We start from the raw sequence: 23,545 nt of genomic DNA on the forward strand, positions 1-23,545 counted from the left end.
CTCACTGCATCCGCTGCAGAGTCAGCTCGGCGAGAGCGCGGCTACGATCGCACGGATTGCCGGACACGGCGCCGAACTGTCCGATGTTCGTCGACCACTCGAAGAAGTCGTCACCGAGCTGCACCGCCAGATCGCAGATCGCTCCGCTCGGATCCAAGGCGGCGAATCCGTCGCGCCCGCCGATCTTTATCGGGTCCGGCGCCCGCCCGTTCACCGTCACCCAGGCCCGCTCCCGCTCGATCGGACTACCCCGATACGAAGCGAAAGTGATACTGGGAGAACCGATTCCAGCAGATTGCCAGTTGCAGCCGACCGCGTTGCGGAACACCCCCGAGATCCGGCCGAGACCGCCGAGAGTGCGCACCTCGTCATCGGTCACGTGCCCGCACTCCCCGACGAACGGACCCAGCGCAACCACTTTGGGCGCCGGACGCGACGGACCGGAGTCCTCGGCGTCTCCGCCCGAACCGCAACCCGCCAGTGCGAGTACCAAGGCTGTCGCGGTCACGACCGCCGACTTGATCCGCATGGAATGAACTCTACCGATTACCCGCCGGGCGGACGGTCCGACGAACACGGCCCGGCAGCGCGGTGAGCGCCGACCGGGAGACCCGAACGCAGCCTACAGATTGCCGCGGGCTTGCTGTTCGCGCTCGATCGCCTCGAACAGGGCCTTGAAATTGCCCTTGCCGAAACCGAGGGAGCCGTGGCGTTCGATGAGTTCGAAGAAGACCGTGGGGCGGTCGGTGAGGGGTCTGGTGAAGATCTGCAGCAAGTAGCCGTCCTCGTCGCGGTCGACCAGGATGCCGCGGCGCTGGAGTTCTTCGACCGGGACCCGGACCCGGCCGATGCGGGCGCGCAGTTCGGGATCCTCGTAGTAGGCCGCCGGCGTCTCCAGGAACTCGACGCCCTCTTGGCGCAAGGCGTCGACACAGGCGAGGATGTCGCCGGTGGCGAGCGCGATGTGCTGGACTCCCGGACCGCGGTAGAACTCCAGGTACTCATCGATCTGCGAGCGTTTCTTGCCGACGGCGGGCTCGTTGAGCGGGAACTTCACTCGATGGTTGCCGTTGGCCACTACCTTGCTCATCAGCGCGGAGTACTCGGTGGCGATGTCGTCGCCGACGAACTCGGCCATGTTGGTGAAACCCATGACGCGCCGATAGAACTCGACCCACTCGTCCATCCGCCCGAGTTCCACGTTGCCCACGACGTGGTCGATCGCCTGGAACAACCGAGCCGGAGCGCCGTCGCGCCGCCGGTAGTTGGAGCGGCGCGCGACATAGCCGGGCAGGTAGGGCCCGTAGTAGCGGGAACGGTCGACCAGCGTGTGCCTGGTGTCGCCATAGGTGGCCAGGGCGGCCGAGCGAACCGTGCCGAAGTCGTCGGTCTCGTCGTGCGGTTCGACCAGGACGGTGGCGCCGTGGGTGCGCGCCCACGCCACACAGCGGTCGACGTCGGGCACTTCCAGCGCGATGTCGACCACGCCGTCGCCGTGCCGATCGTGGTGGGCGACCAGCGGACTGTCCGGGTCGACCGCTCCGGTGATCACGAAACGCGCCGCGCCGCTGCGCAGGACGAACGCCTTGTGGTCGCGATTGCCGGTCTCCGGACCGGAGTACGCCTCCAGCCGCATGCCGAACGCGGATTCCAGGAAGTGCGCGGTCTGGGTGGCGTTGCCGACCACCCAGACCAGAGCGTCCCATCCGATGACCGGAAACGGATCACCGCTGTTGTCGTGCTCGACCAGCCCCACCAGCGTGCGCAGTTCGCCGTCGCTGGGACCGGCGCCGGACCGGACTTCCCGCAGGTGCTCGATGGTCATGTTCCAAGGAAATCGCCGGGTCCGCCGGATAGGCAACAGCATCGATTCTCGATAGACAGGGTGGCGAATTCGGCTAGCAAACGACGCCTGATGCTGGACAATTTGAATAGCAGGCAGGCCAGGCGGCGAGCCCGGCCCGGTGCCGGAACGGAGGCCGTCATGGCGCGCACATCGGCGAAGCTCGACGAGCTCGATCTCGCCATCCTCACCGCGATGCACGAGTACCAGAAAGCGGGCATCCTCGAACTGTCCCGCCGGACCAGAGTGGCCAGGGCCACCGTGCAGTCCCGGATCGCGCGCATGGAGGAGTCCGGCGTGATCGCCTCCTACGACCCGCAGATCGACGTCACCGCGGCGGGGTTCGACGTGCAGGCGTTCGTCACGCTGGAGATCGCCCAGGGTGCGCTGGACACGGTGGCCTCCGAACTCGACGCCATCCCCGGCGTGCTGGAGGCCTACGCCACGACCGGCACCGGCGACGTGCTGTGCCGGATCGGGGCCGACTCGCACGCGGGGTTGCAGGCCGTGCTGCTGAGCATCGACCGGACGTCCTCGGTGGTGCGTTCACACAGCGTCATCGTGCTCTCGACCGTGGTGGCACGCCGGGCACTGCCCCTGCTGCGCACGCTGAGCCCGACCGGGACCGCCAAAGCGCCCGCCTACCGACCGGCCCGCGAGCCGTAGCAGGTCAGGGGCGCAGGTCGGCGTGGACGTCGAGGATTTCGACGCTTCCCTGCTTGTCGCCCTCCAAGAAGCCGAGCAGAGCGTGCGCCTCCGCCTCGACATCCGCGCGCTCCGCCGCCGTCCACTTGCGGGTCGGACTGATGCGGAGCCGGGCGGCGCTCGCGTTCGTGAAGACCTTGTACATACCCGCGAGGAAGCCGTCGACCAGCACCGGGGACACCTGAGCGGCGAACGCGCGCAGCGGAGGGGCCGCGCCGTCGGGCACGATCCGGGTCCGGTCCCGGTGCGACAGCACGGCGTTGTCGTACCAGCCGAGCAGCCGCACCGGAGCGGGGACGTCCGGATCGGCGAGTTCGCCGTCGGCGACGTCGTAGAGCGTGCGACCACGCTCGTCGGTGTAGGCGCGGACCCGATCGCCCAGTTCCGCCACGGCCTGCTTCATGCCGAGCAGCTTCGACCAGGTCTGCATGTCCATGGTGCTCGCGGGGCCGAAAGCACGCAGGTACCGGAAGATCAACTCCGCCAATGGATATGCGGGGTCCAGCGGCGTGCCCAACCAAGGCTCCACCCGCGACCAGACCGGTCTGCTGTTGTCCTTCCACTTGCCCCGCGGCGGGGTCTGCAACACCGGCAGCTGGTACAGCCAGGTCTGCACGACCGCGCCCGGGTCGCGGTCGGGGTACAGCTCGGCGGCGCGGGCGCGCAGGTCGGCCGCGGACATCGGCTCGTCGCCGAGCGTCGCTTCGCCGTGCCCGCGCACCTCCTCCGGATCCAGCCCGACCATCGCGCCGTAGTTGAAGCCCTTGCGGAAGGGCACTTTCTCCAGCTCCGGCTGCACGTGGGGAGCGATCCGCACCGCGTCGGGCGGCGTGACCAGGTGAATGGTGCCGCGCATCAAGGTGATCCGGACCAACGACCGGGCCTCCAGCGCCTCGGACACCGTCGCCGGATCGAAGGCCGCGACGCGGCTGAACAATCCGACGAACGGCGGCAGCGAATCCTGCGCCTGCAAACCGACGAGATGCTCGCACATCTCGTGCACCGTCAGTGACGAGCGCTCGAGCAGATGCTGGCGAGCCAGCAGGGTCCGGTTCAGTACCCGGGTGGACAGCTTCACGACGCGGGGCCGGTCTCTACGTCAGCGCAGCGTGACCACGACCTTGCCGGTGGCCGTCCGGTTGTCCAGCGATGCGACCGCCTCTGCGGCCTTGTCCAGCGGGTACAGCACCGGCTCCGGCGGCGCGATCTTGCCGGAGGCCAGCAGCGGTTCCACCTCGGCCCACTGCTCCTGCAGGTAGCCCGGATGCGACATCACCCACTCGCCCCACGCGGCGCCGGTCACCTCGACGTTCTTCAGCAGCAGCCGGTTGACCTTGACCGTCGGGATCTCGCCCGCGGTGAATCCGACGACCAGCAACCGGCCCGCGGAGGCGAGCGAGCGGATGCTGTCGGTGAAGCGGTCGCCGCCGACCGGGTCGAGCACGATGTCGACGCCGCGGCCGCCGGTCAGTTCCTTCACCGCGGCAAGCCAGCCGTCGGTCAGCACGACGTCGGTGGCGCCGTTGGCCCGCGCGACCTCGGCCTTGGCCTCGGTGCTCACCACGGCGATCACCCGGCCCGCTCCGAGCGCGGCCGCCATGCGCAGCGTCGAGGTGCCGATGCCGCCCGCGGCGCCGTGCACGAGCACCGTCTCGCCTTCCGCCAGCCTGCCCCTGGTACGCAGGCAGAAGTGCACGGTCAGGTCGTTGAACAGGATGCCTGCGCCCGCCTCCAGCGAGACGTTGTCGGGCAGGCGGAACACCATCTGGGTCGGCGTCACGGCCGTCTCGGCCATCGCGTTGCCGAGCATGGTCAGCGCGATCACCCGGTCACCCGGGCGCACGTGCGCGTCCTCGGGGGCTTCCCGGACGATGCCCGCGACCTCGCCGCCGACGACGAACGGCAATTCGGGCTTCATCTGGTACAGGCCGCGCGTCATCAGCACGTCGGGAAAGGCCACGCCGGCCGCGTGCACGTCGATCACAACGCCTCCCGGGAATGCCACCGGCTCCGGGATGTCCACGATCTGGACCGCTTCCGGTCCTTCCAGCTTGCTGACCTGGGCTGCGCGCATGTGCCGACCTCTCTGTCCTCGCACCGGCCTGATCCGCGCCGGCGCCACACCGACAACATAACCGGCCCGGTCCGGCGACGCCCGTCCGGACGCCCGATTTTGCTATGCTGGCCGCGACCTCGCGGTCGGGAGGGAAGGGGGATTCATGGTCGAGCAAAACCAGTCACAACCTGCGACGACGATGCAAGTCGATCCGGCGGCGCTGCGCTCGTTCGCGCAGACGCTGCACACGGAGGCCACCTCGGTCGCCGGCCTCGGCGGCGAGGGTTTCGCCGCCGCGGTCGGGGCGCTGCCCGGCACCGATTTCGGCTCGGTGGCCCAGCGCGCGAACGACGCCGCGCACCGCTGCCTGGAGCGAATCGGCTCGCGGCTCACCACGATCGCCGACAACCTGCACAACGCCGCGGGCAAGTACGAGCTGGCCGAGGACGATTTCGCGGCGAAGCTCCGCACCATAGGACTCCAGGTGCCATGACCCTCACCATCCCAGACGTCGAGAACTGGCAGCCGGAGCAGCTCACCGCGGCGGGCGCGCTCGCCGAACGGATGTCGCAGGGCCTGGACACCGCGGTCGGCAAGGGCGCGGACGACACGAAAGCGCTCGCCGACGCCCAGCAGTGGTCCGGCGCCGCGGGCGACGCCGCGAACGCCAGGATGCAGACCGAGAAGACCCGCGCCTCCGCCGTGAGCGCCGCACTGCTCGAACTGAAGACGGCCTTCACCACCCAGGTGCAGAATCTCACCGAGGCGAAAGCCAAGGTGGTGAGCCTGCGCGACGACGCGCTGAATCAGACCCCTCCGTTCGATGTCGCGCCCAACGGCACCGTGGACGCCAAGACGCGCATCGACTACCTGCGCTCGCACGCGGACAAGGCCGACGTCGAAGGCCTCGTCTTCCAGGAAGCGCTGCAGGCGGCCTCGCGGACGTGGGAACTGACCAACGCTCTCAAGACCGCCGAAGACGTGGCGAACCAGGCGAAGACGCAGGTCGAGGGCGCGGTCGGGAAGCTGGAGGCGGCTTTCGCCGGGCTGGGTGAGCCCGCCGCCAACGTGCCCGCGGCTCCCACCGCGCCCGCCGCCACCGCACCCGCCGCCGCGTCGGGAACTCCGGTGGCCTCGTCGCACCAATCGAGCCAGCTCACGTCCGGACACCACAACTCCGGCTCCCCGCACGGCATCTCGTCCGGCACGCCGTACCACGGCAGCCCGAGTTCGTCCGCGCCGTCCGGCCCCATGCCGACCGGCGACGTCGCGCAATGGATCGCCCAAGCGAAGCAGAAGCTCATCGCGATGGGTTACAACCCGGCGGACATCGACGAGCGGGCCATCGCGCTGATCATCGAGCACGAGTCCGCGGGCAATCCGTACGCGGAGAACCGCTGGGACAGCAACTGGGTGGCCGGGCACCCGTCCAAGGGCCTGATGCAGACCATCGACAGCACGTTCAACGCCTACAAGGCGCCCGGCCACGACGACATCTGGAACCCGGTCGACAACATCATCGCCGGCGTGCGGTACTCCATCGACCGCTACGGCTCACTCGGCAACGTACCCGGCGTGGCCGCCGTGAATTCGGGCGGCGCGTACCAGGGTTACTGACCGGCGCGCGGCCATGCCCCACGCCCGTCGAGCCCGGCGACCGTGCGCCGCGTGCGCGCAAGACCCCGTTTTTGCTGGCCCACGTCCCGGCTGACGGACTATTAAGGAGGTACGGACGGCTCGACGCGAGGGTGTGACGTACGCCCCGTAAAGTCGTCACAACAGCACCGCACGAAGAAAACGCGGCACACCGTGCAGCGCGAGGAGCACAAGTGTCACTCGATCAGCCACTCGCCCCGCTTCCCCAGGAGGGCATGGGCTTTGCTTCGGCGTGGCCCGTCCGGGCTGGCGATGTGGATCCCTACGACCGGTTGCGGTTCGACGCCGTCGCCCGCTACCTGCAAGATATCGCCTGGGAAAATCTGCATAGCACCTTCTTCCACCGCACCGACCCGAACTGGATCGTCCGGCGCACCGTCATCGACGTGATCCGGCCGATCCTGTGGCCGGACGAGGTGCACCTGCTGCGGTGGTGCTCGGCGATGTCCACCCGGTGGACCAATATGCGCGTGCGGATCACCAGCGGAAACGGCGGGTTGATCGAGACCGAGGGCTTCTGGATCAACATCAGCGAGTCCACCGGCATGCCCGCCAGGATCAGCGACGAGGGCCTCGCCTACCTCGCCCGCACGTCCACCGAACACCGCCTGCGGTGGCGGCCCTACCTGACCGACGCCACACCGCCGGAGTCGGACACCGACCTGCCGTTCCCCGTGCGCGCCACCGATATCGACCAGTACAACCACGTCAACAACGCCTGTTACTGGCAAGCGGTGGAACAGTTCCTGGTGGAATATCCCAAGCTGCTCGCGGGCCCGCATCGCGCGGTGATCGAATACGTGGCGCCGGTGCTGGCACGTCAGCACGTGAGCGTCCGCAGCCGGTACGAACCGGGCGACCGGACCGGCCAGCCGGTGCTGCGGCTGTGGTTCGTGGTCGGCGGGACCACCACGACCGTGGTCCGCATCATGCCGTTGCCGGGCTCCCCCGGCTCCCCCGCCTCTCCGAGTTTTTAGGCCGTACCAGTCGCGAACCGCGGGAGTCACGTTCAGGTCCTGCGTTGGGTGGCGCTCGGTTTTCGGGCGTACCCGGTGAGTTACCCATGTCCTTGCGAGATCAGTCGACCGGTTCTCGCCGAGATGATTCGCCTTGGTGGCGACCACGGCGAGTGTGCGCAACGGCCCGAAGCCCGCTCGCCCGCGACCACGTCCGCGGAGGCGCGATCGGCGCGTACTCATTTTTCTCTACGGCCGATACTCGGGGCCACATCGGCACCGTCTTGCGAGTGGAGCCGGTCGGGCGCGGGTGGTCCGACCGGCGTCCTGGATCGTCAGCCGCGGGCGGCTTTGAGCAGGTCTTCGCGGGTGGTGAACTTGACCCGGGGTCGGCCCGCGGACTTGCCCGCGGCCTTTTCCGCCTGGTCGATCGCTCGCCAGCCCGCTCGGTCCACCAAGTCGGCCTGACGCTCGGTGAGCAGCGCCTTGAGCGCGGCGCGGTCGGCCTGCGGCGCGGCCAGTTTGCCCGCGGTGAAGTCGGCGAGCAGGTGCTCCACCGTCTCCTCGGCGTCGGTGCGGTTGGAACCGATGACGCCGCGCGGTCCCCGCTTGATCCACCCGCTGACGTACACGCCGCTCAGCAGCGTCCCGTCCGCGCCGACGACCCGGCCGTGCTCGTTCGGCACGATGCCGCGCCGCTCGTCGAACGGCAGTTCGCCGATCCGCTCGCCGCGGTAGCCGATGGAGCGCAGCACCAGCGAGGTCTCGATGCTCTCGGTGCGGTCGGTCGGCCGCGCCACGAGCTGACCGTCCTCTTCGAACAGCTCGTTGTGCACGATCTCGATGGACCCCACCCGATCGGTGCCGGTGAGCGCGGCAGGCGAGGTCAGATAGCGGAACACGATCCGCTTGTTGCCCTCGGCCCTGCGACCGCCCGCGTACTCCTTGGCCAAGGTGTATTTCAGCGCCAGCGACGGCTCCACCTGCGGGTCGTCCACGAGCGCCTGGCTGGCGTGGTCGAGTCGCAGATCACTCTCGTCCACGACGACGTCGACGCCCTTCAGATGCGCGAGCGCGAGGAACTCCGGCGAGGTGTAGGCCGCCTGCAGCGGGCCGCGCCTGCCGAGCACGACCACCTCGCGAATGTTGCTCTGCCGCAGGGCCTCCAGCGCGTGGTCGGCGATGTCGGTCTTGGCGAGTTCGTCCGGATCTACGGTCAGCACCCGCGCCACGTCCAAGGCGACGTTGCCGTTGCCGACGATCACCGCGCGCTCGCCGGACAGATCGAAGCTCCGGTCGGCGTAGTCGGGATGGCCGTTGTACCAGGCGACGAACTCGGTGGCGGAGTGGCTGCCAGGCAGGTCCTCGCCGGGGACGCCCATCCTGCGGTCGCTCGACGCGCCGACGGCGTAGATCACGGCGTGGTGGTGGCGCAGCAGTTCCTCGTGCGAGATGTGCGTGCCCACTTCGACATTCAGGTAGTACTGCAGCGTCTCGCGGCGGAAGGCGGACTCGAACATGCCCGAGACCGTCTTGGTGCCGGGATGGTCGGGCGCGACGCCCGCCCGCACCAGGCCCCACGGGGTCGGCAGCCGGTCGAACATCTCGATTTCCACGTCGGCCCTGCGCAGCAGCTCGTCGGCCGCGTAGCAGGCCGCGGGCCCTGCGCCGACGATCGCGACGCGCAGGGTGCCCAGCTCCTTCGGCGGACGCGAGGGCGTGAGGATCGGATCGAAGTTCGACTCCAGCGGATGCCGTTGGAAATAGGCGGCATTGATGTCGCGGAATCGCGCCAGCGAAGCGGTCAGGTCGTCCTCGGAGAAGATGGCCTCCACCGGGCACGCGTCGACACAGGCGCCGCAGTCGATACAGGTGTCGGGGTCGATGTAGAGCATCTCGGTCGTCGCGAACTCCGGCTGGTCCGGAGTGGGACGGATGCAGTCGACCGGGCACTCGGAGACGCAGCTGGCGTCGTTGCAACAACGCTGCGTGATTACGTAGGCCATATTGTGCTGATCCTCGAAGAAGTACGTGGGCTGTGGCCACCCAGGGGTTGTGGTGGACAGATGAGCGGCGTCCCGCACGTCCGTCGCGAGGGTCGCCCGCGGCAGTTCGTGATGTGATGCCGCTTTCAGTTTGCCTCGAGTGTGGTCCGGACCTCTCCCCCGGAGGGCTTACCGTATCCCCATGGCGCGGACTCTGATCCTCATGCGGCACGGCAAGTCGGCCTATCCGGAGGGCGTCGACGATCACGAGCGACCGCTCGCGCCGCGGGGCAGGCGCGAGGCCGGACTCGCCGGGGAGTGGTTGCGCGCGACCCAGCCTCCGATCGACGCCGTGCGCTGCTCCACCGCCATCCGCACCAGGCAGACGCTGTCTTCGACCGGGATCACCGCGCCGGTGGTCTTCGAAGCGGGGATCTACGAGGCCGCGCCGGAAACGCTCATCGAGCTGGTCCGCCTCAGCGACGACGACGTGGCGACACTGCTGGTGATCGGGCACGCGCCGGGCATGCCGTGGACGGCTTGGGAACTGGCGAGCAATCGCGACAGCGCCCCCGCGGTCGAACTCAGCCGGAAGTTCCCGACCTCAGCGCTCGCGGTGCTGCGCTTCGATCGCGACTGGGCCGACGTCGATCCGGGTACCGGAGAGCTGGTGCAGTTCCACATTCCGCGCTGACCGCACGCGCGGTCAGCGCAGTAATCTGCCGCCGACCACGACGACCCCACCGAGCACGAGCAGCAGCGCGAACGCGGCGAGTCCCCCGAACAACCACCACACCACGCCGAGCGCGAGCGCGAACGGCGCGACCGCTATCGCGGTGATCACCGGGCTTTCCTTGACCGTCGCCCAGGCCGAACGAGCCCTGATCCGGTCGATGTCCTTTCCAGGCATGTGCCCAGGGTAGGCCGGAATCCGGGACTTTGTCGGTGTCCGATGGAATGCTCGCCGGATGGATTGGAAAATCGAGCTCGTCGCCATTCCGGTGACCGACGCCGACCGCGCCAAGGACTTCTACACCAAGATCGGTTTCAACGCCGACCACGACCACCGGGTGAACGAGAACCTGCGCTTCGTTCAGCTGACCCCGCCCGGGTCCGGCTGCTCGATCTGCCTCGGCGAAGGCATCACCGACGCGGAGCCGGGCAGCGTGCGGGGCATGCAGATGGTGGTCGCCAGCGCAGAAGACGCTTACCGTCAGCTGATCGCCGCCGGTGTCGAGGCCACACCGGTCGAGGACCTCGGCTGGGGGCTGTTCACCTTCTTCGCCGATCCGGACGGCAACAAGTGGGCCGTCCAGCAGCTGCCCGACTACAGCAGCTGATCGGCGGGGGTCGACGGGGTTGTCCGACTCCACCGCCGCGCGAAGCCCGTCCCCATGGTGACCGCCACGGCCGGAAGAATGGGTCTTGCTTGAAGTGCACTCCAGGTGATTAGCGTCGTCAATGTTCAACGAGAAGGGCGAGTGCAGTGACCGAGCGTCGGCGAGTGAACCGAGGACACAGGACGAGCGCGGGCAAGGCGCGGTCATGAGCGAGACCGCGTCCGCGCTGACCGCGAGCGAGGATCGGGAACTGCCGCGGTATTCGATCGGCGAGGTGTCCGAGCGATCGGGGCTGAGCCGGGATACGTTGCGCTGGTACGAACGGATCGGGCTGATGGACTACATCGGCCGGGACCATTCCGGCAAGCGCCGGTTCAGCGACCGGGATCTGGAATGGCTGGCGCTGATCGGCCGGCTGCGCACGACCGGCATGTCGGTGGCGGACATGGTTCGCTACGCCGAGCTGGTGCGGGCGGGAGACGCCACGATCCCGCAGCGGCTGACGATGTTCCGGGACACTCGCGCCGAGGTACTCGCCAAGATCGATGAACTTCGGCAGACCCTGGCCGTGCTGGACTACAAGATCGCCCTCTACGAGGACAAAGTCGAGGCAGCCCCGCCGGCCGAGGTCATAGCGCACGACAGCGAAGGGATCAAGCTATGACGAGCACGGACACGCTGCCCACCACCACCCTGGGCGCCGGCGGCATCGAGGTGGGGACGCAGGGTCTGGGCTGCATGGGCATGAGCGAGTTCTATGGGCCCAGCGATCTCACCGAATCCAGGGCGACCCTGGATCGAGCGCTGGAACTGGGTGTCACCCTGTTCGACACCGCCGATATCTACGGCTCCGGGCACAACGAGGAATTCCTCAGCGACTTCGTCCGCGCCGAGCGCGACCGGCTGGTGATCGCCACCAAGTTCGGCATCGTCCGCAAGGCCGACGACCCGGCCTACCGTGGCTTCGACAACTCTCCCGCCTACATCCGCGCCGCGGTGGAGGGCAGCCTGCGCAGGCTGGGGATCGACACCATCGATCTGTACTACATGCACCGCAAGGACCCGGCCGTGCCGATCGAGGACACGGTCGCCGCGATGGCGGAACTGGTGCGGGAGGGCAAGGTCCGCGCTCTCGGGCTGTCCGAGGTGACGGGCGCCGAACTGCGCGCCGCGCACGCGGTGCATCCGATCGCGGCCGTGCAGTCGGAATGGTCGCTGTTCTCCCGGGACGTCGAACGCACCGTGGTGCCCGCGGCGGCGGAACTCGGCGTGACCTTCGTGCCGTACTCGCCGCTTGGTCGCGGCTTCCTGACCGGAGCGTTCACCGGCACCGCGGACACGAGCGATTTCCGTTCCTCGATGCCGCGCTTCACCGGCGAGAACGCGGTGCGCAACGCGGAGCTGCTCGAGCCGCTGCGCGCCATCGCCGATGCGCGCGGCATCACCCTGGCACAGGTGGCGCTGGCCTGGGTGCACGCACAGGCCGGTGTGCACGACCTCGCCGTGGTGCCGATCCCCGGCACGCGCAGCCGTACCCGGCTCGCCGACAACGTTGCCGCCGCGACCATTGCGCTCACCGCCGACGAACTGGCCGCGTTGGAGCCGATCGCCGGCCGGGTGGCCGGAACCCGGTACGCGGACATGTCGTTCACCTCGGCGGGCCGGGAGTGACCCATTCACCAGATCAGGAGAGGCCCATGTCGACGTTGACGCTCAATGTCCGCTTCACGGCGAAGCCGGGGCGCGAGTCGGAACTGAAGGATCTGCTGCAAGGCATGATCCAACCCACGCTCGCGGAGGAGGGCTGCATCCGCTACGAGCTCTACCTGCATCCCACCGACGAGAGCCGGATGGTGTTGCTGGAGGAGTGGGCCGACGAGGATGCCCTCGCGGCGCACTTCCGGACGCCGCACCTGAAGGCGTTGGCCACGGCGCTGCAGGACGTTCTGGTCGAACCGTTCCAGCTGCGGCGGTTCACCGAGATCGGGTGAGCGCGGCGGTGGTCCTGGGCCGCGCTCCGGCCCCGGACCACCGCGAACTCGCGTGGCCGAGCAGTTTCCCGACCGGATCGCGCCCCGGACCGAAGTCCGCTTCTTCGACTGCGCGATCGGCGCCGTTCACCGGCGGGACTAACATCCCACGAATATGAGCCCCGAAGCGCCGCGAGACCGCGTCTGGATCGACAAACGGACGCCGACCGCGTTCCGCGCGCTGAACAGCGTCGCCAGCGAGGTCAGGGCCGCCGCGGCGGCGGCGGGACTGGATCGCCGGATCGTCGAGCTGATCAATCTGCGCGTTTCCCAGATCAACGGCTGCGCGTACTGCCTCGACGTGCACTACCGGGCCGCCCTGGCGGCCGGGGCCACCGAGCAGGAGATCGCCGTGCTGCCCGGATGGCGCCGCGGCGGCACGTACACCCCGTTCGAGCAGGCCGTGCTCGCGATCGCCGAGGTGACGGCGACGCTTCCCGACGAGCACGTCATCGAGCGCGAGTACGCTTCGGCTCGCCGGTATCTGACGGACGATCAGCTGTCGATCGTCATCTGGGTGGCCACCACGATCGGCGCGTTCAACCGGGTGTCGATTCTCAGCAGGCACCCGGTCCGCGCACGGAAGGAGAACGGAACCATGACCGAATCGGCTTCGGAGTCCAAGGTCGTCCGCAACGACGAGCGGCATCGCTACGAGGTGTTCTACGGCGGGGAACTGGCCGGCTTCGCCGACTACGAGGAACGCGACGACGAGACGGTGTTCACGCACACCGAGGTCGACGGCGCGTTCTCCGGGAAGGGCCTCGGCTCGGTCCTGGCCAAGAGCGCGATCGAGGACGCCGTCGAGCGCGGGCGCGTGATCCGCCCGGTGTGCCCGTTCATCAAGGCGTACCTGGACAAGCACCCGGACTACGACGAACACGTGATCGGCAAGGGCGTCGATCGGTGAGTGATCTGGATCCGCGCCCGGCCGAGACGCTGTGTGAACCCGCGCCCGGCCCCGGCCCGGTCGCGGAGCGGTATCCGGCACGCGAGGTGCCGCTGGGCGGGGTGCGCGGCGTGTACGTCGAAAGGGTGCTGCCGCAACGCGATCTGCCCACTGTCGGCGCGTGGTGCTTCCTCGATCACTTCGGCTCCCCGACGGTGACCAAGACCGGTGCGCCGCCGGACATCGATCCGCATCCGCACATCGGCCTGCAGACGGTGACCTGGCCGTTCGAAGGCCGCATCCGGCATCGCGACTCGGTCGGGTCGGACGTGGAGATCGAGCCCGGCCAGCTGAATCTGATGACTTCCGGACGCGGCATCGCCCACTCCGAGTACGCGGTGCCCGGCGCTCCGGCCGGGCACGGATTGCAGCTGTGGATCGCGCTGCCGGGCGACCGCACCGGCATCGCCCCGCATTTCGAGCAGCACCGCGAACTGCCGGTCGTCGAGGCGCCCGGTCTGCGCGCGATCGTGCTGATCGGATCACTGGCCGGCAAGACCTCGCCCGCCATCGCCTACACGCCCATCGTCGGCGCCGATGTGCGGCTCGAGGCGGGAGCCGACGTCACCCTCCCGCTGAACCCTCGGTTCGAGCACGCGGTTCTCGTGATCGAGGGCGAGGTGAGCGTCGCGGGCGACGAACTCGCCCCCGGACCGCTGCTGTATCTGGGCACCGACCGCGATGAACTCCAGCTCACCAGCGCGGGCGGCGCGCACTTCGCGCTGATCGGCGGCGAGCCGTTCGGCGAGGAACTGGTGATGTGGTGGAACTTCGTCGGCCGCGACCACGAGGACATCGTCGCCGCCCGCGCCGATTGGGAGAACCACGACGTCACCCGCTTCGCCGACATCGCGGGCCACACCCCGCAGCAGCGCATACCCGCCCCGCCCCTGCCCGGACTGCACCTGAAGCCCCGCAAACGCCGGATCGGCCCGGCCCGGGACTGAGCGCCGTCTCGTCCGGCCGGCCCTTCGCTTCGGCTCCGCTCACGTCACCGCGACCGAAGCCGAAGCGCCCGGGCTCAGCCGCGGGCGAGCAGCGCGTCGAGTGCGCGGTAGCTCTCGTTGAGCCCCGAATCCATGCCGGACTGCAGCATCCCGTCCCGTTCCTGCGGCGTGTGGAACTGACTGTCGGTGACCACCTTGGTGCGACCGTCGCCGAGGTCGACGAAGCTGACGCTGTCGATCGCCACATGGGCGGGCATGCCGTCCCATTCGAAGGAGTACACGATGCGCTCCTGCGGGGCGATCTCGCGGAAGCGGCCCTCGAATCCGTGGGCCTCCCCGTCGGCGTGCTCGACGAAACGCCAGTGGCCTCCGGCGCGGAACTCCCAGCGCTCGATATCGAGCCGATTGCCGCGACCCCACCACTGAGCGAGCTGTTCGATCCTGCTGTAGGCGGCCCACACGCGCTCGCGCGGCGCGTCGAAGATCCGCTCGATGTGGATCGCGCGGTCGGTGTCGGCCGTGATGACGGCGTCGTTCGTGGTTGTGCTCATCGCTCCTGCTCCGTTCGTTCGAGGAATTCGCCCAGACGGTCCAGCCGCCCTTCCACCATCCGCCGGTAGCCCTGCATCCAGGCCACTTCGCGGTCGAAGACGTTCTCGCCGAGGCGGCAGTACCGCACCCGCCCGCGTTTCTCCGTGACCACCATGCCCGCCGCCTCCAGCAACTGGATGTGCTTCTTGACGCCGGTGAGCGTCATCTCGAAGCGCTCCGCCAGTTCGCTGACGGTCGCGGGCCCACTGCCGAGGCGTTCGAGGATGCCACGCCGGGTGGGATCCGCGAGCGCTCCGAAGGAGGCGTCCAAGAAGTCATACTGAACCATCTAGTTCAGTGTTACGCAGAAACGGACGCGCGTCAAGAGGGAATCGCACGCCGGCATGTCCAGCGCCTCGAACGACGGGCGACCGAGAACTCAAGACATGGCGCACCGACGAGACCAGGGCCGCGGCCTACCCAGCGGTGCGGTGCGACAGGGACTTTCCAAGCCGCAAGCGGTGATGAACTGTCGCTCAGCCCTTCTGATCGAGCCCGCCGGGCGGTATCTTGTCCGGACGAACCGGACACGGGGCGGGACACGGAAAGAGCACGATGAGGATCTCCCAATTCACCGCGACGACTCTGGTGGCGTTGGCGGCCACCGCACTCACCACGAGCGCCGCGCACGCGCAGCCCGCGCCCGCCGACGCGCCGCTGAACCTGCACGGCACGTTCCATCAGGTCGCCTACGAAGTCGCCGCCAGCGAGGATCGCCGTGCCGCGGTGGCCACCCTCCAGGACGGCACATTCGAGCTGACCCACGACGACCGGGTGGTGACGGTGGCCGATCGCGAAGGCCAGATCGTCGCCGCGCTACCGATGACGCTGCGCATCGGTGACCAGCGAGTGGCGCTGCGGCCCGTGCTCGAGGACGCGGGCCACCGCCTCACCGTCGCGCCGGTCGCGATGACCGACGCGCCGGTGCGCGACATCGGCGCCCAGGAGCGGTTCTACGCCGAGGCGGAGAAGGTCATGCCGACCATCCTGGCGGGCGCGGGCATCGGCGCCGCCATCGGCTTCATCGTCGGATTCCCGCTCGGCCTGTTCGTGATCGACTTCATCACCGTCCCCGTAGCCGCGGTCGCCGGCGCCGCGATCGGCGCGATGGCCGGGTACGTCATCGGCGGTGGACAGCCCGCCGTCGACGCGGCGCTGGAGTACGTCACCGCGCCCTAGTCGAGCCGGTCGGCGGGCGTCAGCCGCTGCGTGCCGATCACCCGCAGCAGGTCCAGCTTCTCGGCCGCGTCCGTGCCCGGGCGCGGTAGGTAGACGAGCAGGCGCTGGGCGGCGTTGGGCGTGAGCAGCGTTTCGCAGACGATGTCGATCAGCCCGACCTGTGGATGCAGAATGCGCTTGATGTCCGACAGGCGCACGGACACCTCGTGTTCGTTCCACAGCCGTTCGAATTCCGTGCTCGCGGAGCGCAGTTGCGCGATGAACTCGACCACATCCGCATCGGCCGCCCTGCGCGCGGCCGTGGCGCGCAGATCGGCGACGTGCCTGCGGCTGAGCCGCTCCCAGTCCTCCTCCGGGAAGCTCGTGCGCGCGGACGGATCGCTGAACCAGCGGTAGGCGTAGTACCGATCCCAGCCGCGCCGTTCGGCGTGATCGCCGACCAGCAAGGTGTGCATCCGGTTCTGCACGAGCACCTCGCCGAGATCGGTGACGACCGTGGCCGCGGTGTCGTCCAGCTTGGCGAGCAGGTGCATGAGGCCGGGGCCCACGTGCTTGTCGGTCGTCTCGCGTCCCGGCGGGGCGTGGTCGCACAGGTGGTAGAGGTGGTCGCGTTCGTCGTTGCCCAAACGCAGGGCGCGCGCGAGCGAGGCGAGCACCTGGGTGGACGGACGCGGGCCGCGCGACTGCTCCAGCCGGGTGTAGTAGTCGGTCGAGATGCCGGCGAGCAGGGCGACCTCGTCGCGGCGCAGCCCCGGCGTGCGGCGCCGGGTGCCGGGCGGAACTCCCACGTCGGCGGGCGTCAACTGCTCCCGGCGACGGCGTAGGAAATCGGCGAGTTCGGGGCGGTCCATGCCACTACTGTCCCCCGACACGGCGCGCTCAGCCAGGGATCGCCGCTCCTACGACAAACGATCTCTCCCGGCTCGCGCCCCACCGGCGCAGGCTGGTCCCATGACGACAACGAAGATCGACGAAGTGCGGCTCGGAGCCACCGGACCGACCGTGAGCCGCATCGGGCTCGGCGCGATGAGTATGTCCGGCGCGTACGGCGCGACCGACGACGCCGAATCGACCGCGACCATCCACGCGGCGATCGACTCCGGCGTCAACCTCATCGACACCGGTGATTTCTACGGCGCGGGCCACAACGAGATGCTGATCGGCAAGGCCATCGCCGAACGCCCCCGCGAGGACGTGGTGCTGAGCGTTAAATTCGGCGCGCTGCGCGGGCCCGACGGCGCTTTCGTCGGCGTGGACAACCGCCCCGCCGCGCTGCGCAACTTCCTGACCTACAGCCTGCGGCGGCTCGGCGTCGACTACATCGACATCTACCGCCCCGCCCGGCTGGACCCGAACGTGCCGATCGAGGACACCGTCGGCGCCATCGGCGAGCTGATCGAAGCCGGATATGTGCGGCACGTCGGCCTGTCCGAGGTCGGCCCGGAGACCATCCGGCGCGCCGCGGCCGTACATCCCATCGCTGACCTGCAGATCGAGTACTCGCTGATCTCGCGGGGCATCGAGGAGCGCATCCTGCCCGTCTGCCGCGAACTCGGCATCAGCGTCACGGCCTACGGCGTGCTGTCGCGCGGCCTGCTCAGCGACGCGATCCAGCCCGGCGCCACCTTCGCCCCGTCGGATTTCCGCGCGCACAGCCCGCGTTTCCAGGGCGAGAACCTCGACCGGAATCTGGAGCTGGTCCGCGCGCTGACCGAGATCGCGGCGCGCAAGGACGCCTCGGTGGCGCAACTGGCCATCGCCTGGGCACTGACCCGCGGCGAGGACATCGTTCCGCTCATCGGCACCCGCCGACGCGAACGCTGGGCGGAAGCCGTTCGCGCGCTCGACCTTCCGCTTACCGAAGACGAGTTGACCAGTATCGAGTCGGCCGCGCCAGCCGACCGGGTGGCGGGTGAACGATACGCCACGGCGCAGATGGCGATGCTCGACAGCGAGCGGTGAGATAGCGTCCGGAGCGTGGCCGCCTGGCCGCGCTTCGGACCACCCACAGCGCGGCGTATCGCACCGCGGGTCCGTGGCCCTCGTATCGCAAGGGCCACGGACCACGGTGTGGCCGTGGGCATCAACTTGTTGAGCGCGTGGCGGCTGATCGCCGCGCCCCGAATGCTTCGACCGCCGCGCTGGTCACCCGCCGGAATGGGCGGCAGCGGTGCGGCACATGAACATTCTCGCCGTGGCAACGGGGCGGTGACGACACTCGCTTCCGCGATTCGCACCGCACCGGCGTGCGCGGCGCCAGAGGTTCGGCCGCCGTACCGGCCACTCCCCGTGGAGCACAACCGATCATCCCCTCCAGGCCCTGAGCCCGTCGTATCGGCCGCCTGCGGTGGCACACCGCCGATCATCCCCGAGCCGAGCACACCTACGGCGTGATCAGGACCGGCGCGGACGGAGCACGGCTGTGAATGCCGCTGCGGCGACAGTCCTTCCGGTGTTGTCGGCGATGTCCACCGGAACTTCCAGTTCGAGCGGCACCTTCGCCTCGATATCCGCACGCATCTTGGCCAAGGTCTCGCCGGAGAACGCGGAAGTCGCGCGAAACGGCCCCGCCTCTCCTTTGGCACGGGCCTTGTACTCGATACGCCCGTCCTTCGCGACGATGAACGTATCCCCCATCAGGTCTACGATTCCGGACACCGACGCGCCCATCGCCGCGGTCTCCGCCATCCCGAACAGCACCGCGGCGTGCAGATCCCCGTTGTGATTCAGGTGTTCGGCGCGCGGCACGATCGACACCACGTTGCGCCCGGCCGCGAACTCCTCCCATTCCACTCCCGCGTACTGGATGAACCCCAGCTTCCGGAACCCGGCCACCACCAGGTCCGCCAACGCCACGCCGTCCACCGCCACCTCCAGGACCAGAACTGAAACCTGTTCCACTTTTACTGGCTCGCACGCCGGTTGTCCACCACGCGGAAACGAATCCGGCCCCCGCTCCAGAACGGAGCGGGGGCCGGATGCCTTACGGCTGACGGATCAGCGGTAGTCGCTGAAGCCGTAGTCGTCCAGCGGAACCGCGGCGCCGGTGGTCTGACCGAAGCTGTCCGGGCTGTAGTAGGTGTCGTCGTAGGACGGCACCGCGTACGCGGCGGCACGAGCTTCCTCGGTCGGCTGCACCTGGATGTTGCGGTAACGGTTGATACCGGTACCGGCCGGGATCAGCTTGCCGATGATCACGTTCTCCTTGAGGCCGATGAGCTTGTCGGAGCGGCAGTTGATCGCCGCGTCCGTCAGAACCCTGGTGGTCTCCTGGAAGGACGCCGCCGACAGCCACGAGTCGGTGGCCAGCGACGCCTTGGTGATACCCATCAGCACCGGGCGACCCGCCGCGGGCTCGTTGCCCTCGGCGACGACGCGACGGTTGGCGGCCTCGAACTCGGCCCGCTCGGTGAGCGAGCCGGGCAGGAACTCCGTGGCGCCCGAGTCGATGATCGTCACGCGACGCAGCATCTGGCGCACGATGACCTCGATGTGCTTGTCGTGGATCGACACACCCTGCGACCGGTAGACCTCTTGGACCTCGTGGACCAGGTGGACCTGAACCTGACGCGGGCCCATGATGCGCAGCACCTCGTGCGGATCCGCCGCGCCTTCCAGCAGCTGCTGGCCGACCTCGACGTGGTCACCGTCGGAGAGCAGGCGCTCGGTGCCGTCGTCGTGCTTGAACACACGCAGACGCTGCCGCTTCGAGAGCTTGTCGTAGACAACCTCTTCGCCACCGTCATCAGGGATGATGGTGATCTTGTAGAAGCGGTCGTCGTCCTCCAGCCGCACGCGACCGGAGACCTCGGCGATGGGCGCCTTGCCCTTCGGCACGCGCGCCTCGAACAGCTCCTGCACCCGGGGCAGACCGCCGGTGATGTCGTCACCAGCGACACCACCCTGGTGGAAGGTGCGCATGGTCAGCTGGGTACCGGGCTCACCGATGGACTGCGCGGCGACGATACCGACGGCCTCACCGATGTCGACCAGCTTGCCGGTCGCCATCGAGCGGCCGTAGCAGGTCGCGCACACGCCGGTGCCGGTGGTGCAGGTCAGCACGGAGCGGACCTTCACCTCGGTGATGCCTGCCTCCAGCAGCGCCTCCAGCGCGGGATCGCCGAGGTCGGCGCCCTTCGCCACGATGACGTTGCCCTGCGCGTCGACCGCGTCGGCCGCGAGCGTGCGCGCGTAGGTGGAGGTCTCCACATGCGCGTCGCGGATGATCGAGCCGTCGAGCTGCTTCTCCGCGATCGGCACCACGATGCCGCGCTCGGTGCCGCAGTCGTGCTCGCGCACGATGACGTCCTGCGAGACGTCCACCAGACGACGGGTCAGGTAACCCGAGTCGGCCGTGCGCAGCGCGGTGTCGGCCAGACCCTTACGAGCGCCGTGGGTGTTGATGAAGTACTCCAGAACCGTCAGGCCCTCACGGAAGGAGGACTTGATCGGCCGCGGGATGAACTCACCCTTCGGGTTCGTCACCAGGCCCTTCATACCGGCGAGGGTACGGGTCTGGGTGAAGTTACCCGTGGCGCCCGAGTCGACGATCGTGATGATCGGGTTGTCGGCCGGGTAGTGCGCGCGCAGCGCCTTACCGACCTCCTCGGTGGCCTCCTGCCAGATCTTGACCAGGGCGTTGTTGCGCTCCTGGTGATCGAGCGCACCACGCTGGTACTTCTTCTCGATCTGATCCGACTGCGCCTCGTAGCGCTCCATGATCTCGGCCTTCTCCGGCGGCACGAGCACGTCGGACATCGAGACCGTCACGCCGGAACGCGTGGCCCAGTAGAAGCCGGCGTCCTTGAGCTTGTCGACGGTCTGCGCGACCACGATCATCGGGTAACGCTCGGCGAGATCGTTGATGATCGTCGCCTGGCGCTTCTTGGGCATCTGCTCGTTGATGAACGCGTAGTCCACGGGCAGCAGCTCGTTGAACAGCACCCGGCCCAGCGTGGTCTCGATGGTCCAGGCGTCGCCGCGACGCCAGCCCTCCGGGAACAGCTGCGCCTCGATCTCCTTCGGCGGACGCTGGTCGGTCAGCCGGACCTTGATCAGCGAACGCACGGTGAGCTCACCGCGGTCAACCGCCATCTGCGCCTCGGCGGGCGAGGAGTACACGCCCCGCTCCGGACCATCGGCGGTAGCCGGCTGGTAGGAGCCCTTCGCGCCCTCTTCCAGACGGGTCAGGTAGTACAGGCCGGTCACCATGTCCAGACGCGGCATGGCCAGCGGCCGGCCCGACGCGGGCGAGAGGATGTTGTTCGACGACAGCATCAGCACGCGCGCCTCGGCCTGCGCCTCCGCCGACAGCGGCAGGTGCACGGCCATCTGGTCACCGTCGAAGTCGGCGTTGAACGCCTCACAGACCAGCGGGTGCAGCTGGATGGCCTTGCCTTCCACCAGTTGCGGCTCGAAGGCCTGGATACCGAGGCGGTGCAGGGTGGGCGCGCGGTTGAGCAGCACCGGGTGTTCGGCGATGACCTCTTCGAGGACGTCCCACACCTGCGGCCGCTGCCGCTCCACCATCCGCTTGGCGGACTTGATGTTCTGCGCGTGGTTCAGGTCGACCAGGCGCTTCATCACGAACGGCTTGAACAGCTCCAGCGCCATCAGCTTGGGCAGACCGCACTGGTGCAGCTTCAGCTGCGGACCGACGACGATGACCGAACGGCCCGAGTAGTCGACGCGCTTACCGAGCAGGTTCTGACGGAAGCGGCCCTGCTTGCCCTTGAGCAGGTCGGACAGCGACTTGAGCGGACGGTTGCCCGGTCCGGTGACCGGACGGCCGCGGCGGCCGTTGTCGAACAGGGCGTCGACCGACTCCTGCAGCATCCGCTTCTCGTTGTTGACGATGATCTCGGGCGCGCCGAGGTCGATCAGTCGCTTGAGGCGGTTGTTGCGGTTGATCACGCGACGGTAGAGGTCGTTCAGGTCGGAGGTGGCGAAGCGGCCACCGTCGAGCTGAACCATCGGGCGCAGCTCCGGCGGGATCACCGGAACGGCGTCGAGCACCATGCCCATCGGCGAGTTGCCGTTGGCCTGGAACGCCGCGACGACCTTCAGCCGCTTGAGCGCGCGCAGCTTCTTCTGGCCCTTGCCGGTGCGGATGGTCTCGCGCAGCGACTCGGCCTCGGCCTCGATGTCGAAGCTCTCCATCAGCTTCTGGATGGACTCCGCGCCCATCGCGCCGGTGAAGTACTCGCCGTAGCGGTCGACCAGCTCGCGGTAGAGCACCTCGTCGACGATGAGCTGCTTGGGCGCCAGCTTGGTGAAGGTGTTCCAGATCTCCTCCAGCCGGTCCAGCTCGCGCTGGGCCCGGTCGCGGATCTGGCGCATCTCGCGCTCGCCGCCGTCCTTGACCTTGCGGCGGACGTCGGACTTGGCGCCCTCGGCCTCCAGCTCGGCCAGGTCGGCCTCCAGCTTCTGGGCGCGGGCCTCGAGGTCGGCGTCGCGCTGGTCGGCGACCGCCTTCTTCTCGACCTCCATCTCGGCCTCGAGCGTGGACAGCTCGTTGTGCCGCAGCTCATCGTCGACCGCCACGATGACGTAGGCGGCGAAGTAGATGATCTTCTCCAGATCCTTCGGCGCCAGGTCGAGCAGGTAGCCGAGGCGCGACGGCACGCCCTTGAAGTACCAGATGTGGGTGACCGGAGCGGCCAGCTCGATGTGGCCCATGCGCTCGCGGCGCACCTTGGCGCGAGTCACCTCGACGCCACAGCGCTCACAGATGATGCCCTTGAAGCGGACGCGCTTGTACTTGCCGCAGTAGCACTCCCAGTCCCGGGTGGGACCGAAGATCTTCTCGCAGAACAGGCCGTCCTTCTCCGGCTTGAGCGTGCGGTAGTTGATGGTCTCCGGCTTCTTCACCTCGCCGTAGGACCACTGACGGATGTCGTCGGCGGTGGCGAGGCCGATCCGGAGTTCATCGAAGAAGTTGACGTCTAGCACGTAACTTCCTTTCCCCTGTGCGGGTCGAATTCGAGCAAAAGTTCACTAGTTGGGTAATCCGTTGCGGAGGCCGGATGCCGTGCGATGACGGCATCCGGCCGACCGCCTAGTTCGCCAGATCGTCGACGGTGGCGGCTTCGTTCCTCGACAGGTTGATGCCGAGGTTCGCCGCGGCGCGCTCCAGGTCCTCGTCCTCGCCTTCGCGCAGCTCGATCGCGGCGCCGTCGGACGACAGCACTTCGACGTTGAGGCACAGCGACTGGAGTTCCTTGAGCAGGACCTTGAACGATTCCGGAATGCCCGGCTCCGGGATGTTCTCGCCCTTGACGATCGCTTCGTAGACCTTCACGCGACCGA

At 68.5% G+C, this 23,545-nt stretch carries 25 protein-coding genes and 1 pseudogene; 14 read left to right on the plus strand and 12 right to left on the minus strand.

The genetic code is table 11. The annotated features are described in order from the left end of the window. Window position 1 precedes the first annotated feature (1 nt). Both U3653_RS32230 and hppD read right to left on the minus strand, forming a co-directional pair. A complete protein-coding gene (locus tag U3653_RS32230) occupies window positions 2–529 on the minus strand; it encodes a DUF3558 domain-containing protein (RefSeq protein ID WP_195083237.1) in 528 nt (175 codons plus the stop codon). A 93-nt stretch (window positions 530–622) separates the two neighbouring features. Further along, window positions 623–1,825, minus strand: a complete 1,203-nt coding sequence (gene hppD, locus U3653_RS32235) for a 4-hydroxyphenylpyruvate dioxygenase (protein ID WP_195083238.1) — start codon at window positions 1,823–1,825, stop codon at window positions 623–625. 159 nt (window positions 1,826–1,984) lie between these two features. Between hppD and U3653_RS32240 the strand changes: the two genes are divergently transcribed. Continuing rightward, window positions 1,985–2,509 (plus strand): Lrp/AsnC family transcriptional regulator, encoded by a 525-nt coding sequence (locus tag U3653_RS32240; RefSeq protein WP_195083239.1) that lies wholly within the window; start codon window positions 1,985–1,987, stop codon window positions 2,507–2,509. Between the two features lie 4 nt (window positions 2,510–2,513). Here the strand turns inward: U3653_RS32240 and U3653_RS32245 are convergent, their stop codons facing one another. Both U3653_RS32245 and U3653_RS32250 read right to left on the minus strand, forming a co-directional pair. Continuing rightward, window positions 2,514–3,626 carry a winged helix DNA-binding domain-containing protein gene (locus U3653_RS32245; protein ID WP_195083240.1) on the minus strand — a complete coding sequence of 371 codons (1,113 nt, stop codon included), beginning with the start codon at window positions 3,624–3,626 and terminating at the stop codon, window positions 2,514–2,516. A 21-nt stretch (window positions 3,627–3,647) separates the two neighbouring features. Next, a complete protein-coding gene (locus U3653_RS32250; protein ID WP_195083241.1) occupies window positions 3,648–4,622 on the minus strand; it encodes an NADPH:quinone oxidoreductase family protein in 975 nt (324 codons plus the stop codon). Between the two features lie 145 nt (window positions 4,623–4,767). On the opposite strand from U3653_RS32250, the gene U3653_RS32255 reads away from it, so the two are divergent. The 3 genes from U3653_RS32255 to U3653_RS32265 all read left to right on the plus strand — a co-directional run bounded on the left by U3653_RS32255 (window position 4,768) and on the right by U3653_RS32265 (window position 7,237). Continuing rightward, window positions 4,768–5,097, plus strand: a complete 330-nt coding sequence (locus U3653_RS32255) for a type VII secretion target (protein WP_195083242.1) — start codon at window positions 4,768–4,770, stop codon at window positions 5,095–5,097. After that, window positions 5,094–6,221, plus strand: coding sequence for a transglycosylase SLT domain-containing protein (locus tag U3653_RS32260; protein WP_195083243.1), 1,128 nt, complete (start codon window positions 5,094–5,096; stop codon window positions 6,219–6,221). The genes U3653_RS32255 and U3653_RS32260 overlap by 4 nt, the downstream gene beginning before the upstream one ends. A 212-nt stretch (window positions 6,222–6,433) precedes the next feature. Further along, a complete protein-coding gene (locus tag U3653_RS32265; protein ID WP_195083244.1) occupies window positions 6,434–7,237 on the plus strand; it encodes an acyl-[acyl-carrier-protein] thioesterase in 804 nt (267 codons plus the stop codon). Between the two features lie 314 nt (window positions 7,238–7,551). Here U3653_RS32265 and U3653_RS32270 read toward each other — a convergent pair whose 3' ends face one another. Beyond that, window positions 7,552–9,222, minus strand: coding sequence for an FAD-dependent oxidoreductase (locus U3653_RS32270; RefSeq protein ID WP_195083245.1), 1,671 nt, complete (start codon window positions 9,220–9,222; stop codon window positions 7,552–7,554). 181 nt (window positions 9,223–9,403) lie between these two features. On the opposite strand from U3653_RS32270, the gene U3653_RS32275 reads away from it, so the two are divergent. Further along, window positions 9,404–9,895, plus strand: a complete 492-nt coding sequence (locus U3653_RS32275) for a SixA phosphatase family protein (protein WP_195083246.1) — start codon at window positions 9,404–9,406, stop codon at window positions 9,893–9,895. Between the two features lie 12 nt (window positions 9,896–9,907). Here U3653_RS32275 and U3653_RS32280 read toward each other — a convergent pair whose 3' ends face one another. Beyond that, window positions 9,908–10,111: a hypothetical protein gene (locus U3653_RS32280; RefSeq protein WP_195083247.1), complete on the minus strand. Its 204-nt coding sequence runs from the start codon at window positions 10,109–10,111 to the stop codon at window positions 9,908–9,910. A gap of 58 nt (window positions 10,112–10,169) precedes the next feature. On the opposite strand from U3653_RS32280, the gene U3653_RS32285 reads away from it, so the two are divergent. From U3653_RS32285 to U3653_RS32310, 7 genes and pseudogenes are all read left to right on the plus strand, one after another. Beyond that, window positions 10,170–10,541: a glyoxalase superfamily protein gene (locus tag U3653_RS32285; RefSeq protein WP_195083248.1), complete on the plus strand. Its 372-nt coding sequence runs from the start codon at window positions 10,170–10,172 to the stop codon at window positions 10,539–10,541. Between the two features lie 205 nt (window positions 10,542–10,746). Continuing rightward, window positions 10,747–11,205: a MerR family transcriptional regulator gene (locus tag U3653_RS32290; protein ID WP_195083249.1), complete on the plus strand. Its 459-nt coding sequence runs from the start codon at window positions 10,747–10,749 to the stop codon at window positions 11,203–11,205. Beyond that, a complete protein-coding gene (locus U3653_RS32295) occupies window positions 11,202–12,212 on the plus strand; it encodes an aldo/keto reductase (RefSeq protein WP_195083250.1) in 1,011 nt (336 codons plus the stop codon). Before U3653_RS32290 ends, U3653_RS32295 begins: the two co-directional genes overlap by 4 nt. Before the next feature lie 26 nt (window positions 12,213–12,238). Beyond that, window positions 12,239–12,532, plus strand: a complete 294-nt coding sequence (locus tag U3653_RS32300) for a putative quinol monooxygenase (protein ID WP_195083251.1) — start codon at window positions 12,239–12,241, stop codon at window positions 12,530–12,532. 154 nt (window positions 12,533–12,686) lie between these two features. Beyond that, window positions 12,687–13,157 (plus strand): annotated as a pseudogene (locus tag U3653_RS33355) (carboxymuconolactone decarboxylase family protein); the annotation flags it as partial. 12 nt (window positions 13,158–13,169) lie between these two features. After that, a complete protein-coding gene (locus tag U3653_RS33360) occupies window positions 13,170–13,481 on the plus strand; it encodes a GNAT family N-acetyltransferase (RefSeq protein WP_435406612.1) in 312 nt (103 codons plus the stop codon). Further along, entirely contained in the window at window positions 13,478–14,467 is a 990-nt protein-coding gene (locus U3653_RS32310; protein ID WP_195083253.1) for a pirin family protein, read from the plus strand. Before U3653_RS33360 ends, U3653_RS32310 begins: the two co-directional genes overlap by 4 nt. Window positions 14,468–14,541: 74 nt before the next feature. Here the strand turns inward: U3653_RS32310 and U3653_RS32315 are convergent, their stop codons facing one another. Continuing rightward, a complete protein-coding gene (locus U3653_RS32315) occupies window positions 14,542–15,018 on the minus strand; it encodes an SRPBCC family protein (protein ID WP_195083254.1) in 477 nt (158 codons plus the stop codon). Further along, a complete protein-coding gene (locus U3653_RS32320; RefSeq protein ID WP_195083255.1) occupies window positions 15,015–15,347 on the minus strand; it encodes an ArsR/SmtB family transcription factor in 333 nt (110 codons plus the stop codon). The genes U3653_RS32315 and U3653_RS32320 overlap by 4 nt, the downstream gene beginning before the upstream one ends. A 266-nt stretch (window positions 15,348–15,613) precedes the next feature. Between U3653_RS32320 and U3653_RS32325 the strand changes: the two genes are divergently transcribed. Beyond that, complete coding sequence (locus tag U3653_RS32325) at window positions 15,614–16,237, plus strand: DUF8020 domain-containing protein (RefSeq protein WP_195083256.1); 624 nt, start codon at window positions 15,614–15,616, stop codon at window positions 16,235–16,237. On the opposite strand, the gene U3653_RS32330 is transcribed toward U3653_RS32325, so the two are convergent. Beyond that, a complete protein-coding gene (locus U3653_RS32330) occupies window positions 16,234–17,088 on the minus strand; it encodes a helix-turn-helix transcriptional regulator (protein ID WP_195083257.1) in 855 nt (284 codons plus the stop codon). The genes U3653_RS32325 and U3653_RS32330 overlap by 4 nt on opposite strands. Window positions 17,089–17,188: 100 nt before the next feature. Here U3653_RS32330 and U3653_RS32335 point away from each other — a divergent pair, with 100 nt between their 5' ends. Next, the gene (locus tag U3653_RS32335; RefSeq protein WP_195083258.1) at window positions 17,189–18,199 is read left to right on the plus strand and encodes an aldo/keto reductase; all 1,011 of its coding nucleotides are present in this window, start codon (window positions 17,189–17,191) and stop codon (window positions 18,197–18,199) included. Between the two features lie 432 nt (window positions 18,200–18,631). Here the strand turns inward: U3653_RS32335 and U3653_RS32340 are convergent, their stop codons facing one another. From U3653_RS32340 to U3653_RS32350, 3 genes are all read right to left on the minus strand, one after another. Further along, window positions 18,632–19,138: a PaaI family thioesterase gene (locus U3653_RS32340; RefSeq protein ID WP_323124719.1), complete on the minus strand. Its 507-nt coding sequence runs from the start codon at window positions 19,136–19,138 to the stop codon at window positions 18,632–18,634. Between the two features lie 96 nt (window positions 19,139–19,234). Next, the gene (locus U3653_RS32345; protein WP_195083259.1) at window positions 19,235–23,188 is read right to left on the minus strand and encodes a DNA-directed RNA polymerase subunit beta'; all 3,954 of its coding nucleotides are present in this window, start codon (window positions 23,186–23,188) and stop codon (window positions 19,235–19,237) included. A gap of 106 nt (window positions 23,189–23,294) precedes the next feature. Further along, window positions 23,295–23,545, minus strand: a 251-nt coding sequence (locus U3653_RS32350; protein ID WP_159849832.1) for a DNA-directed RNA polymerase subunit beta, incomplete at its 5' end; no start/stop codon positions are given.

It is taken from the genome of Nocardia implantans (assembly GCF_035544775.1).
Taxonomy (GTDB): Bacteria; Actinomycetota; Actinomycetes; order Mycobacteriales; family Mycobacteriaceae; genus Nocardia; species Nocardia implantans.